Annotated in this window: 11 protein-coding genes; 3 read left to right on the top strand and 8 right to left on the bottom strand. The window is 63.4% G+C overall.

The genetic code is table 11. The features are described from left to right. The first annotated feature begins 169 nt into the window (after window positions 1-169). On the top strand, window positions 170-2,053 hold the full coding sequence (locus MAFF_RS29055; protein WP_010914592.1) for an ABC transporter ATP-binding protein: 1,884 nt from the start codon (window positions 170-172) through the stop codon (window positions 2,051-2,053). Next, window positions 2,053-3,945 carry an ABC transporter ATP-binding protein gene (locus MAFF_RS29050; protein ID WP_080512116.1) on the top strand — a complete coding sequence of 631 codons (1,893 nt, stop codon included), beginning with the start codon at window positions 2,053-2,055 and terminating at the stop codon, window positions 3,943-3,945. The genes MAFF_RS29055 and MAFF_RS29050 overlap by 1 nt, the downstream gene beginning before the upstream one ends. A 139-nt stretch (window positions 3,946-4,084) precedes the next feature. Here the strand turns inward: MAFF_RS29050 and MAFF_RS29045 are convergent, their stop codons facing one another. The 8 genes from MAFF_RS29045 to MAFF_RS29010 form a co-directional block, all read right to left on the bottom strand. Continuing rightward, window positions 4,085-4,867, bottom strand: coding sequence for an ABC transporter ATP-binding protein (locus tag MAFF_RS29045; protein WP_010914590.1), 783 nt, complete (start codon window positions 4,865-4,867; stop codon window positions 4,085-4,087). Between the two features lie 10 nt (window positions 4,868-4,877). After that, on the bottom strand, window positions 4,878-5,741 hold the full coding sequence (locus MAFF_RS29040; RefSeq protein WP_044549565.1) for an ABC transporter permease: 864 nt from the start codon (window positions 5,739-5,741) through the stop codon (window positions 4,878-4,880). 28 nt (window positions 5,742-5,769) lie between these two features. Beyond that, on the bottom strand, window positions 5,770-6,777 hold the full coding sequence (locus tag MAFF_RS29035; protein WP_010914588.1) for an ABC transporter substrate-binding protein: 1,008 nt from the start codon (window positions 6,775-6,777) through the stop codon (window positions 5,770-5,772). A 199-nt stretch (window positions 6,778-6,976) separates the two neighbouring features. Next, window positions 6,977-8,269 (bottom strand): PepSY domain-containing protein, encoded by a 1,293-nt coding sequence (locus tag MAFF_RS29030; RefSeq protein ID WP_010914587.1) that lies wholly within the window; start codon window positions 8,267-8,269, stop codon window positions 6,977-6,979. Between the two features lie 107 nt (window positions 8,270-8,376). Then, window positions 8,377-9,108: a histidine utilization repressor gene (gene hutC / locus MAFF_RS29025; RefSeq protein ID WP_010914586.1), complete on the bottom strand. Its 732-nt coding sequence runs from the start codon at window positions 9,106-9,108 to the stop codon at window positions 8,377-8,379. Window positions 9,109-9,139: 31 nt separating this feature from the next. Further along, the gene (locus MAFF_RS29020; RefSeq protein ID WP_010914585.1) at window positions 9,140-10,165 is read right to left on the bottom strand and encodes a zinc-dependent alcohol dehydrogenase; all 1,026 of its coding nucleotides are present in this window, start codon (window positions 10,163-10,165) and stop codon (window positions 9,140-9,142) included. 15 nt (window positions 10,166-10,180) lie between these two features. Further along, entirely contained in the window at window positions 10,181-11,503 is a 1,323-nt protein-coding gene (hisD, locus tag MAFF_RS29015) for a histidinol dehydrogenase (protein WP_010914584.1), read from the bottom strand. A gap of 80 nt (window positions 11,504-11,583) precedes the next feature. Then, window positions 11,584-12,357, bottom strand: coding sequence for an SDR family NAD(P)-dependent oxidoreductase (locus MAFF_RS29010; RefSeq protein WP_010914583.1), 774 nt, complete (start codon window positions 12,355-12,357; stop codon window positions 11,584-11,586). Window positions 12,358-12,584: 227 nt separating this feature from the next. Here MAFF_RS29010 and MAFF_RS29005 point away from each other — a divergent pair, with 227 nt between their 5' ends. After that, the gene (locus MAFF_RS29005; RefSeq protein ID WP_010914582.1) at window positions 12,585-13,688 is read left to right on the top strand and encodes a histidinol-phosphate transaminase; all 1,104 of its coding nucleotides are present in this window, start codon (window positions 12,585-12,587) and stop codon (window positions 13,686-13,688) included. Window positions 13,689-13,783: the final 95 nt, after the last annotated feature.

Genomic DNA, 13,783 nt, shown 5'->3' with positions numbered 1-13,783 from the left:
CACCCATTTCAGGAACTTTGGGCGACAAGGCCGCAAGCGCCTGTCGACGACCGATGTCGGCACTGTCGTCAGGCACAGTGCGATGCCGCTATTGGCCTCTTGAAGGGTCAAGTCGGACACGCGTAACATCACGCCATCAGAACTGAGTCTGCTTCATTCGTCCGGGCTAATGTCCGGATTGGATTGGATATTTTCCTTGCCTACGGATGCAGCCAGCGGCGCGGCGAAGCGCGGCAAATCGTTTGCCCATGTGGCGGAAGCCTCCTGGGGCAAGGGCCTCAGCACCTTGCTGCGCATCGTGCGCATGACGCTGCGCCATCCCTGGCAGGTCGCCATCACCCTCGTCTCGACCTTCATCGCCGCGACGCTGCAGCTTTTCATCCCACGCCTGCTGGGACGCGCCATCGATCAGGCGCAAGGCGTGATCGCCGCCAGTGGCGGTGCCGTGGCGGAACAGGCGCTGTGGCACACGGCGCTGACACTGCTCTTCGTCAGCATCCTGCGCGGTCTCTTCACCATGGCGCAGAACTATTATGGCGAGGCCGTCGGCCATCAAACCGGCTATGAATTGCGTCTCGCCTTCTACGAGAAGATCCAGCGCCTGAGCTTCTCCTTCCACGACAAGGTCCATACCGGGGACCTGATCACGCTCGGTCTGCTCGATCTCGACGGCGTGCGCATGTTCTTTTCCACCGGCATCCTGCGCGTGGTGCTGCTCGGCGTGCTGATCGGCGTCGGCGCCTATCTCCTGATCAGCACCGATTTCGTGCTCGGGCTGCTCAGCCTCAGCTTCGTGCCTTTCGTCGCCTGGCGCTCCTCCGTGACACAGCTCAGATTGCGCAGCACCTGGCTGACGCTGCAGGAGCGGCTGTCGGTGTTGAGCAGAGTGATGGATGAAAATCTCGGCGGCATCCGCGTCGTGCGCGCCTTTGCGGCGCAGCGCCATGAGCTCAAGAAATTCGACCGCGCCAAGCAGGACGCGCTGGAGTTGGCCAATCAGCGCGTCGACATCCGCGTCTCCAACACCAGTGCCATGAACTTTTCCTTCCTGGCCGCCATGGGGCTGGTGCTGTGGTTCGGCGGCCAGAAGGTGATCGCGGGCCAGATCAGCGTCGGTACGCTCGCGCAGTTCCTCACCTTCATGACCATCCTGCAGATGCCGGTGCGCCAGCTCGGCCTGATGGTCAACTCGTTCGCGCGCGCCTCGACCTGCGGCACGCGGCTGTTCGAACTGCTCGACACCGAACTCGACATCGAGGATGCGCCCGACGCCAGGGAGCTCGTCATCACCGAGGGCGTGCTGCGCTTCGACAATGTCGGCTTCCGCTATGAAGGCGCGGGCGATCGTCCGACGCTGTCCGGCATCTCTTTCGAGGCCAGGTCCGGCGAGACGATAGGGATCGTCGGACCGCCCGGCAGCGGCAAGTCGACCATCGCGCATCTGATCCCGCGCTTCTACGACGTGACCTCGGGCGCGATCACCATCGACGGCCAGGACATAAGCAAGGTCACGCTGCAATCGCTGCGCAAGGTGGTCGGCGTGGTGCAGCAGGACGCGTTCCTGTTCACCACCTCGATCGAGAACAACATCGCCTATGGCAACCCCTGGGCGCGTGAAACCCGCATCGGACAGGCCGCCGAATATGCGCAGTTACACAACTATATCATCGGACTTCCGGCCGGCTACACCACGGTCGTCGGCGAGCGCGGCGCATCGCTTTCCGGCGGCCAGCGCCAACGCCTGACCATCGCCCGCAGCCTGATGTTGCGGCCATCGGTTCTGGTCTTCGACGATTCCACCGCGGCAATCGATGCCGGCACCGAGCAGCGTATCCGCGCGGCAATGAAGCGTTTCGCCAAGGATCGCGTGACGCTGATCATCTCGCATCGGCTGAGTTCGCTGATGCATGCCGACCAGATCCTGTTCGTCGAGGGCGGCCGCATCGTCGAGCGCGGCACGCATGAGGAATTGCTGGCGCTGGGCGGTCGCTATCGCGCGCTTTACGACTTGCAGCTGCGGCCGGATGACGACCGGCTCGAGGGAGCCGCATGATGTCGACGCGGGACGATGACGAGAAGGACGACAAGAGCGGGCGGCCGACCAAGGCCGTCGTCGGCTCGCATCGCGACGAGGAAGAGGTTTTCGGCAAGGCCTATGATCCGCGCATCATCAGGCGCATCTGGAGCTTCGTGAGGCCCTATCAAGGCCGGATCTTCATCTCTGTGGCGGCAGTGCTGGTGTTCACGCTGACGCAGTTGGCGATCCCGCTGGTCATCCGCTACGCCATCGACCACGGCATGGCTCCGGGCCGGCTCGACCGCTCGGTGATGATCTCCGCGATTATCACTTTCACCGTGATCATCCTGATCAACTATGCCGCCAGTTATGTGCAGGAAAGCGTCGTCGGCAAGGTGGCCGAGAACGTGTTGTCCGATCTGCGCCGCGCCATGTTCAGCCATCTGCAGCTTGTGTCGCTCAGCTTCATGGACAAGACCGAGGTCGGCCGGCTGATGTCGCGCCTGCAGGGCGACGTCAATTCGATGCAGGAATTCCTCGAGACATCGGTGATGTCGGTGGGCGACATCGTGCTGCTGTTCGGTATCGTCACCGTCCTGCTCTGGCTCGATTTCCGGCTCGGACTGTTGACATTGTCGACCATGCCAATGCTGTTCATCGTGCGGCTGTTCTGGCTGCCGCGCGCCAAGGTCGCCTTCATGGCGGCGCACGAAACCAATTCCATCGCCAACGGGGCGCTCGCCGAAGGCATCCATGGCGTGCGCACCGTGCAGAGCCTGGAGCGCCAGCACGTCAATTTCGACCTCTATGACGAGAAGGTGCTGGCCAACCTCAATGCCCATCTGCGGTCAGCTAGATATGCCCAGGTGATGGTGCCGATCGTCGACACGCTTACCGGCATGGCCATGGCGACGGTCATCGTCGTCGGCGGTTCGATGGTGCTCTCGCACAGCCTCGATGTCGGCGTCATGGTGGCGTTCCTGTTCTACATCCAGCGCTTCTTCGACCCAATCCGCTCGCTCACCATGCAGTATAGCGTCATGCAGCGCGCCATGGCCTCCGGCCAGCGCATCTCCGAAGTGCTCGACGTGCCGGTGGATGTCAGCGACAAGGACAATGCGGTGGCCTTGTCGCGCGAAACGGACGGCTCGGTCGAGTTCAGGAACGTCACCTTCGGCTATCGGCCGAACCAGCCGGTGCTGAAGAACATCTCTTTCCGCGTCAATCCGGGCGAGACCGTCGCGCTTGTCGGTCCGACCGGATCGGGCAAGTCGAGCTCGATGGCGCTGGTGCACCGCTTCTACGACGTCTGGTCGGGTCAGGTCCTGGTCGGCGGCCATGATGTGCGTGACCTGACGCAGGATTCGCTCGGCGACCAGGTGGCCATGGTGCTGCAGGAACCGTTCCTGTTCTCCGGCACGGTGCTGGAGAACATCCGCTACCACAAAACCGGCGCCAGCCGCGACGAAGTGGTGCGCGCGGCGCAGGCCGTCGGCGCGCACGACTTCATCGAACAACTGCCCGATGGCTACGATACCCAGCTAGAGCAACGCGGCGGCAACCTCTCGCTCGGCCAGCGCCAGCTCATCAGTTTCGCGCGGGCGCTGGTGGCCGACGCCAAGATCCTCGTGCTCGACGAGGCCACGGCCAGCATCGATTCCTACACCGAGATGCTGATCCAGAAGGCGCTGATCAAACTGTTGGAAGGCCGCACCGGGCTGGTCATTGCCCATCGGCTTGCCACCATCCGCGGCGCCGACCGCATCATCGTGCTGCAGAACGGTGAGATCGTCGAGAGCGGCAACCACGAACAGCTGATGCAGAGGAAGGGCCTCTACGCCCGCCTCTACAACATGAACTACGCTTCGTTCGACGACATTTCCGAGGAAGAGATGGGAATGGACGCGGCGCTCGGCAAAGCGACGTGAGTGTGCGAACCGATCCGATCGCCCCTCCTGACGAAACCTGCTTGCGAGGCCTCCTGATGTGAGCAGGGACAGCCGGGCCCGGATATTCCGGGACGGCTGCTTCGTCATTCCGCGCAATGCAGAGGAGGCCTCGCTGGGACTACACCATTTCGGGACGTCTTGATGCTTCGCGGATCGCCTTGTGCACGCCGCGCTGCAGATCCATGAAGGCCGGGGTTTCCATCACCTCTTCCCGGCGCGGGCGTTCGATGTCGACATTGAAGGTCTGCATGATGCGTCCCGGGCCGATGCCCATGACGACGATGCGGTCCGACAGATAGACTGCCTCCTCCACATCATGCGTGACGAACAGCACGGTCAGCCTGTGTTCCTCCCAGATCTGGGTCAGCAATTCCTGCATCTGATGCCGGGTCAAGGCATCGAGCGCGCCGAACGGTTCGTCCATCAGCAGCATCTTGGGTCGATAGGAAAGCGCGCGCGCAATGGCGACACGCTGCTTCATGCCGCCCGACAGTTCGGACGGAAAGCGGTCGGCGCTTTGCGACAGCTTGACGAGGTCGAGATGCTCGAGCGCGATCTCGCGGCAGGCGGTGCGATCGTAGCCGGCGGCCTTGAGGGCGAACTCGATGTTCTGCCGCGCCGTCAGCCAGGGCAGCAGCGTGTAGGACTGGAAGACGACGCCGCGGTCGAGACCCGGCTGCAGGATCGGCGCGCCATCGATGCTGAGTTCACCGGCGTCGAAGTCCTGCAATCCGGCAACGATCGACAGCAGCGTGCTCTTGCCGCAGCCCGACGTGCCGACGAGCGAGACGAACTCATTGTCGGCAAGATCGAGATTGATGTCGCGCAGCACTTCCGTGCGCCGCTCGCCCGTGCCGAAGCTCTTGTCTAGGCCAGCGATGTGCAATTTGGGAACAGTCATCGGCGGTTCCTCATTGCGAATGGCCATCCTGCCGGAACAGCACCTTCTCCAGCGCCTTCATGACCTGGTCGGTGATGAGACCGAGCACGCCGAGCAGCAGGATGTAACCGATGATGGTGTTTGTCTGGAAATAGCGCTGCGACACGGTGATGCGATAGCCAAGCCCGGAGGTCGCCGCGACAAGTTCTGCCAGCACCAGCCAGGTCCATGCCCAGCCGAGGCTGATGCGCAGCGTATCCCAGATGCCCGGCAGGGCGCTGGGCACGACGATGCGCGTCAGGATCTTGCGGTCCGGCAGGCCGAGCGTGCGGCCAAGGCCGATGAAATCGGCGGGAACCCGTTTCACATTGTCCATGACCATCAGCACCTGCTGGAAGAAAGTGCCGATGAAGATGATCAGGAATTTCTGCGTGTCGCCGGTGCCGGCCCACAGAATGGAGAGCGGCACGAAAGCGACGACCGGCATGTAGCGGATGAAATCCACCAGCGGCTCGATACCAGCCTCCCAGGAGCGGAAGCTGCCGATCAGCACGCCGATCGGGATCGACAGTGCCGAAGCGATGAGGAAGCCGATGGAAATGCGATACGCCGAGGCCGTGAGGTCCAGCCACAGCGTGCCGTCAGCAGCGAGCTTGGCTATCTGGGTCGCGACGCTGCCGGGCGACGGCAGGAAGATGGGTTTTACCCATTCCAGCCCGGTCGCCGCCCACCAGGCGAGGCCAAGCCCGACAAAGACGGCCACCGCGATCATCAGGAAACGCGACCTGGCGATGGGCGCGCCGATCCCGGAGGATCGGCGGCGCCTCGCCCGTTTCGTGGCCGCCTTTGGCGCCGAGCGCGCCGGGCCGGTTTTCGCGGGGGGCTCGGCGGACATCTGTGCTACCACCGCGATCCGGCCTCTATCATTGCGCTGCCTTGACGAAGGACGGGTCGATCATCTGTTCCGGCGTCACATCGGCCTGCAGCAGCTTGGCGTTCTTGGCGGCTGCTTCGACATCTGCGAACGTCTTGGTGGTGAAATCGCCGGTGAGCGCCGTCTTGTTTTCGGCCAGCGAGTAATAGCGCACGCCGTCGAAAGCGGTGTTGAGGTCCTTGACGTCGGACCCGACCGCCTTGGCGATGATGGCGCGGCCACCGGGCGTATCGGCGTTATAGTCCTTGAGTGCGGCGTCCCAGCTCTTGATCATGGCCAGCACCTGGCCGGGCCGCGACTTGATGACCTCGTCGCGCACCACCAGCACGTCGCTGATAAGGCCGGGATCCTCGCCAGCGGAAAACAGCAGCTTGACGTCCTTGTTCTGCGCCATGGCGACGGTGAGGTAGGGCTCGTAGGTGACCGCGACCGGCACGCGGCCGGCGATCAAGGCGCCGCCGGCATCGGAGGCAGGCATAGGAACCGGCTGAACGTCGGCAATCGACATGCCATTCCTGGCGAGCGCGTATTTGAGCAGGATGTCGCTGGTCGTGCCTTCCTCGAAAGCAACCTGCTTGCCCTTGAGGTCGGCGATGGAGGTGACGTCCTTGCCGGCGATGATGGCGTCGGCCGTCATCGAGACATCGAGCAGCAGCACGATCTTCACCGGGAGGCCGGCGGCCACCATGCCCATCGCCGTATGGGTGGCGATGTTGGCGGCGTCGAGCTGGCCGCTGGCCAAAGCGGCGTTGATGTCCTTGTCCTCGGCGAAATTGACGATCTGGACGTCCGACAGGCCATTTGCCTTGAACAGGCCTTTGGCGTCGGCGACATGCCACTGGCCGTAGCCAAGCCACGGCTCGATGCCGATCTTGAACGGTCCTGCCTCGGGCGTCGTGGGAATGGCTGCATCGGCCGCATGGGCTGCTGGCGCGGCGGCGAGCCCGATGGCGGCGGCCATCATGAGCGCGCGAAATTGTCCTGCTAGGTTACGCATCATCTCAAGTTCCCCTTGATGATCAGACCGCTTTTTTACCCAAGCATCCGGTCTGGTGAGACTGTGGGTTTCTGCTCTTGCGGCACTGTGCCTCGGCGTCTTGCCCACCACTTCACGGTGAAGTGCAGCGATATTTCAGCGTCAGCGGGAGCGGATGTCAAGGCTAAAATACATACATGCATATACAAGTTGGCATGTCTCATCCGCTCGCGCTCTCAGGATCGATCAAGTCGAGGAAATCGGTCACCCGATCGGCCCCGCCATCGGGCTCGCTGCCAACCATGATCGCGACTGAAAAGGCTATGAGGGAAGAGGCCGGCGTGTGGCTGCGCGCGCCGGCGCGCAGGTTCATGACCAGGGTCGGCGACAGGAAAAGCCCCGAGCGCAGCACCGCCCGCCAATCCGCCGGCAGCATGCCGCGCCGCTTGAGCTCGAGCAGCAAAGGCCGCCACAAAGCGGTGGCCTTGACCTCCAACAGGTCGCGGCGAACCGGGCTCAAATCCCAGTCGGTGTCGACATGGAGCAGGTTTCCTTCCAGCCGCGCCTGCGCGCGGAAAGTCTCCGTCGCGATGGCCGGATCGTAGAGCCAGAACGGATGGGCGAAGATGTTGTGGAACGTCGCCTTCACCTCGGCCAGCAGCGTCGGGATATGCGAGCCGGCAAACGCAGGATCGAAGAAGGACAGCTCCGCCCTCCCCGCTTCTTCCGTGTACCAGACATTGGCATTGTGGGCGTCGCCATGCGCGACCACGCCGCCGGCATCGGCCAGCCGGTCCGGCCGCAAGCGCGCCGCCGCGGCATCGAAAAGCTCGCCGATGCTGCTTTTATACAGCTGGCCGTTGATGACGAATTTCAGCCGGGAGAACCGATCCCAGTCGAGTTCCATGCCGGGAAAGACAAACGGTTTGCCGACATAGAAATCCGCCAGGCGGCCGCCCGGCGATAAGCGCGTATCGGCGTCGATCAGCCGCTCATAGAACAGCCGGTGGATCGGCTCCGCCGAGACCTCTGCGACAGTCACAGGGTGCAGCGTCTCGAGATAGACCTCGAGCAGCCTGGCGGACAGGTTGCGCTCGGCACGGACCGCCTCGCGCCGCTTGCCGGCATCGTCCTCAGTATCCAGCGCAAACAGCACATCCGAGAATCTCGGATCCGTGCGGCGGCGATAGACAAGGATCTGCTCGCCAGGCTGAGCGGACATATGGACAGGCTGATCCACCGGCAGGCCGGCACGCGACAGGATCTCGGCCCGGTAGTATTCGCCGGTCATGCCCTCCTCGCGTTCCTCCTGATGGAACTTGAAGAAATAGGCCTGGCCCTCGCTGTCGAAGAAGCCGTTCAACGAATTGAGGCTGTATTTGTCGACATTGATGCGGACATTGCCGGGGGCCATTGCGAACAGATCGCCCAGCAAGGCCGCCAGCGCGCGTTGCGCTTCGCCGACGTCGTGCTGCGCGAGGGCGCGGATCCTTGCCGTGCGGCTCTGCATCATCGGTCGCCCCTTCCAGCCAATCCGTCTGCAAGGCGCGAAACTGCTCTTATCAGTACATGTACATACATCTGCGTCGAAGATTCCGTGACCTGCATTGGCTTTCGGCGTCAGTTGGTCTTGGAGGGGGAATAGCGGCTGCCGAGCGAGTAGCGGCTGCCGGCATAAGTTAGCTTGCTGATGGTGGCGACGATCGCACCCGTCCATGTGCGACGGTGCAGAAACAGACAGCAGCTACCGACATCGATATTGAGATGCCGCGCAGTCTCGGCGTCGGCCGGGATCGCCGAGATAATATGCTCGACCTCGGTCACCGGGGTCTTCTGCATAAGGTAATCGTAGGTCGCCGTCTTCGAAAAATCCTGCTTGTCGTAGTCGGGGATCAGGCTCGGATTGACGAAGCGCTCTTCGAGCTGCACCGGCAAATCGTTCTCGAAATTGACGACGACCGAGTGATAGATCGCGACGCGCTTTGGGAACTCGAAGGACAGCGCAAGTTCCTTGGTCGGCATGATGGTTTCAAGCACGAGGACTTCGGAACGATGCCTGTTGCCGCGCTCGACGATCTCGGCCGCGATGTTGTTGATCTCGATCAGCGTCGATTGCGGCCGGGGTGGCGCGATGAAGGTGCCGACGCCTTGCAGCCGGATCAGGAACCCCGCCGCGGTCAGTTCCCGCAAGGCCCGGTGGACCGTCATGCGCGAGACACCAAGCGAAGCCACCAGCTCATTCTCGGACGGCAGCTTGCGATCCTTGCCCCACCGGCCCGTTCCGATGTTGGCCAGGATGTAGTCCTTCACCTTCTCGTAAAGAGGGCTCGCCGTATCGGGCAAATCGATCATTTCAAAATCCTTTCCGGCAATTTATCGGAAGTCACGCCGGCTCAACAGGTTGCCGCATGCGAATGATTGTTTTCAAGCCGTCGCTTTGCCCCGCCAACAGCCGCTCATAGGCGGCCGGAATATCGTCGAGACCGATCTCGCGATCGATCAGGGCGAGCAAAGGTTCGCTCAATTCACCCAGCATCCGCACGGCGTCGGGCAACTCGTCGGCGAAGGCATGGCACCCCAGCAGCGCGATCTCGCGTTCGACCAGAAGGTTGGGGTCGATGTCGAGACGGCCATGGAAGATGCCGACCATCGCCACAGCGCTGCCGGAATCGAGAACGCCGAGCAACTGGTTGAATGCGGCGATGCTGCCGGTCGCCTCGACGGCCGCCAGCAAGGGGGCGTAGCCAGTCGCTGCGGCAATCGCATCACGGTCAAGGTCGACGATTGTTGCGCCGGTCACCCGCGCCACGCGGGCGCAGCGGGCTTGGTTGCGGTCGGCGACAAGCACCGTGCCGGCAAAGCTCCGCGAAAGCAGCAGTGCGGCGAGACCGCCGATCGGCCCGCAGCCGACGACAAGCACGGAGCCTGCCGTCTTCGGCAGACGCCGCACCGCGTGCAGCGCCACAGCGAGCGGCTCGGCCATCGCGGCGACCCGCTCGTCCAGTGCTGCATCGACAACATGCAGCAGCCGCGCGGGTAGAACGACCTGTTCGGCGAAGCCGCCGTCGCAGACTTCGCCGACGAAGCCCAGCGAAGCGCAGAGATGGCGCCTGCCGGCACGGCATTGCACGCATTCCTCGCACCAGAAGCGGGAATCGGCAACCACCCTGTCGCCGACGGCGACGGTGTCGACGCCCTCGCCGAGCGCGGTCACCGTGCCGGTCAGCTCATGGCCGGCCGTCGAAGGCGAGCGGCTTATCCATTGGCCGGTGCGGAAATTGTGCAGGTCCGAACCGCAAATGCCGGCGGCATCGACCCTGAGCTTCACCCAGCCGGGATCCGGAATGCCTGGCGGGGCAACGTCCTCCACCCGCAGATCGCCGGGTCCATAAAGCCGTGCGGCCTTCATCGCGATCGTCTCCGTTCAGCCGGCGAGGTAGCGGTCGCGGATTTCCGAGACCGCGTTTTCGTGTGAGCTGAAGCCCTCGTAGCGGGCAAGCCTGCGGGCATGCTTCGCCAATTCCGGATAAGCGGCGGAGGTGACGTAGCCGACAGATGAGCGCTTGACGAAATCGGTCACCGAGAGCGGCCCATAGGTGCGCGCCCAGCGGCTGGTCGGCAGCACGGCATTAGGCCCAAGGACGAAGTTGGCAAGGGTCACCGGCGTGTGCGGGCCCATGAGGATTTCGGCTGCCTCGGTGATATGCCCGAGGTGCGCGAACGGCTCCTTCGACAGGATTTCCAGATGTTCGGGCGCATAGTCGTTGATGAAGCGATAGCTGTCTTCCAGCGACGCGGTCAGCACGATGCCGCCACGCTTGCCGGTCAGCACCGCGCGCGAGAACTCCACACGCTGTTCGGTCATCCGCGACCAGTGTTGCGGGAGTGCGGCAAGTGCGGCCTCGGCGACCTTGCGGCTGTGCGTCACCAGATAGGCCGAAGAATCCGGTCCGTGCTCGGCCTCGATCAGTAGATCGAGCGCGGCAAGGCCGCCGTCGACGCTGTCATCGGCAAAGATGATGGCTTCCGACGGGCCGGCCGGAAGACCCGTGTTGATGATCGACGACAGCTCGCTTTTTGCCGCAACCACCCATGGGCTGCCGGGGCCGACGATCTTGAGCGCGGGCTTCACCGTTTCAGTGCCGTAGGCGACGGCGGCGACGGCCTGGGCGCCACCGCATTTGTAAACGGTGTGCACGCCAGCGAGGCGGGCGGCGACAAGGGTCGCCGCATCCACCGAACCGTCCGATGTCGGCGGCGTCACGATGGCGATCTGCGGCACGCCGGCAATGACTGCCGGAACCGAGGTCATCATCGTCACCGACGGAAAGGCGCCCTTGCCGCGCGGCACGTAGAGCGCGACGGACGCGATCGGCGTATAGCGGTCGCCGGCATAGGCGCCCGGCCGGACTTCCTTGAGCCACATCGTTTCCGGCTTCTGCTCCTCATGGAAACGCCTGATATTGTCTATGCCGAAGCCGATGCTTTCCACGACATCCTTCTCGACCTTGTCGAAGGCCGCGTCGAACTCGGCTTCCGACACCTGTAGTCCGCCTTCGGCGACATTGGCCTTGTCGAGCTCCCTGGCGAAGCGGATCAGCGCGGCGTCACCCTCGTCCTTGACGGCCTGGATGATCGGGCGGACCTTTTCGACGAAGACCGACAGATCGGCCTCGGCGCGCTTCAGCAGGCTGGACCGCTGGGTGGCGTCGAGCGATGACAGATCGTGGAAGCTGACGTCGGACATGGATGTTCCTCTTTGTTGGAACGCAACGCGCCGGCCGGTTACGTTGCGCAAGACGTTGATTTCGAACCTTTAGCGCTGCCTCAAATCGATGCCAGGAAGCCGCCATCCACCGGAATGGACTGGCCGGTTATGTAGGCCGCCGCATCCGAGGCAAGGAAGACGGCAACGCCGTGCAGGTCGCCGAGATCGCCGAAACGGTGCTGCGGGATCTTGGCGAGCATAGACTGCTGCCATGCCTCGTTGCTGTAGAACACATCGGTCATCGCCGTCCGGAAGTAACCCGGGGCGATGGCGTTGACCCTAATGCCGAGACCCGCCCACTCCGCCGCCAGCGCCCTGGTCATGCCGAGCAGGCCCGACTTCGAAGAGCCATAGGGCACCGCGGTAGGAATGCCGACTTCTGACGTCAGCGAGCAGAGATTGATGATGGCGCCGCCATGCCCGGCATCCCGCATCTGCCGCGCGGCCGCCTGGGCGCAGAAGAACGCCCCCTTGAGATTGGTGTCGACGATCCGGTCCCACAGCGCCTCGTCGACGTCGAGCGAAGGCCTGACCTCTTCCATTCCGGCATTGTTGACGAGGATGTCGAGACCGCCGAGCAGGCCCGCAGCCTCGGCGGTGGCGGTCCGGCAGCGGTTGACATCGGTGACGTCGAGAGCGACGGCATGCGCAACCCCGCCGGCCGCACGGATCGCCGCCGTGGTCCCGTCGAGGGACGCCAGGCTGCGCGCGGTGACCGCGACGTCGGCGCCGGCAGCGCTCAACGCCTCGGCGATGCTGCGGCCGATTCCGCGGCTGGCGCCGGTGACAAGCGCTTTCCTGCCGGCGAGATCGAACAGAGAAGCATTGCGCATGTGATCCTCCTTGCCGGTGTCGCGCTTCCGTTCGCATAGAGAGACTACCAGATCAAGTTACATATACAAGCATATACAAACGGTTTCGGCTACGCTACTCCTAACAAAATTCGCTGCACCAGTGCGCCTGTCAATGACCTGACTCACCCCGGGAACGATGCAGCGAAACCCAGTGATTGAGAACCCGTCGACGGGAGTCCGTCGGCCGACCGCAGAGGAGCCCGCTCGTGTCGAAAGCTTCAGACATGGTCCGAACCGAAGTCACGCGCCCGTCGCCTTACAATTCCGGGCTGACCATCACCGAGGTCATGCAACGATATGCTCCGGCCAGGATCGCCAAGCTGGGCTCGAATGAAAACCCGCTCGGCCCGAGCCCGACGCTGGCCACGATGCTGCAGGCCGGCGCCGAGATGTTCCGGCTCTATCCGGATCCGGCCGGGCGCGAACTGCGCCAGGCGATCGCCGCCAAATATGGATTCGGTGAGGACCAAATCATCCTCGGCAATGGCTCGGAGGACCTTCTCTCCGTCATCAGCCGTGCCGTGTTAAGGCCCGGCGATTCCGTCGTCACGCTCTATCCATCATTCCCGCTGCACGAGGACTACGCGACGCTGATGGGCGCGAGCGTCAAACGAGTGACCGTCAACGACGACCTCACCATCAATGCCGACGCCCTGATCGACGCGGTGCGCGAGCGGCCCCGCATGCTGCTGTTCTCCAACCCGATGAACCCGGTCGGCAGCTGGCTGTCCGCCGGCGACCTGTCGAAGGTTCTGGATGCGGTCAGCGACGAGACGCTGATCGTCGTCGACGAAGCCTATGCCGAATATGCGGAAGGCGACGACTATGCCTCGTCGCTGCCTGACCTCTGCGAACGCGACCAGCCCTGGATTGTGCTGCGGACATTTTCCAAAGCGTTCGGGCTTGCCGGGTTGCGGATCGGCTTCGGCATTGTCGGCGACCCGGAATTGCGCGCCCTGCTCGACAGGGTGCGCACACCGTTCAACGCCAATGGCATGGCGCAGGCGGCCGCACTGGCGGCACTCGCGGATGAGGAACACCTCGCGAAGGTCGTCGCGCTGGCCAAGGCGGAAAGAACGCAGGTCGAGAGTCTCCTCAGGAACATGGGCTTCGACGTCGCCCCTTCCCGCGGCAATTTCCTGTTTTTCAACTGCCGGCAAAATGCCTCCGCCTTCGCCGAGGGCCTGCTGCGCGAAGGCGTCATCGTCAAACCCTGGAAGCAGGAAGGTTTTGACAGCTATGTGCGTGTCAGCATCGGCTCGCCAGCGGAGAACGACCACTTCATGGCCGCGCTGTCGCAGCTGTTGTGATTTCCCGAAAGCCATGCTGAATTGCCTGAAGCGCACCGGGCACGATATTGGACGGTCTGCCGTTCCCAATATGGAGTTTTCGCAGGTGGCGCATC

The organism is Mesorhizobium japonicum MAFF 303099, assembly GCF_000009625.1.
In the GTDB taxonomy this organism is placed as follows: domain Bacteria; phylum Pseudomonadota; class Alphaproteobacteria; order Rhizobiales; family Rhizobiaceae; genus Mesorhizobium; species Mesorhizobium japonicum.
The sequence above is the reverse complement of the archived record's forward strand: the minus strand, read 5'-3'. Positions and strand labels throughout refer to the sequence as shown.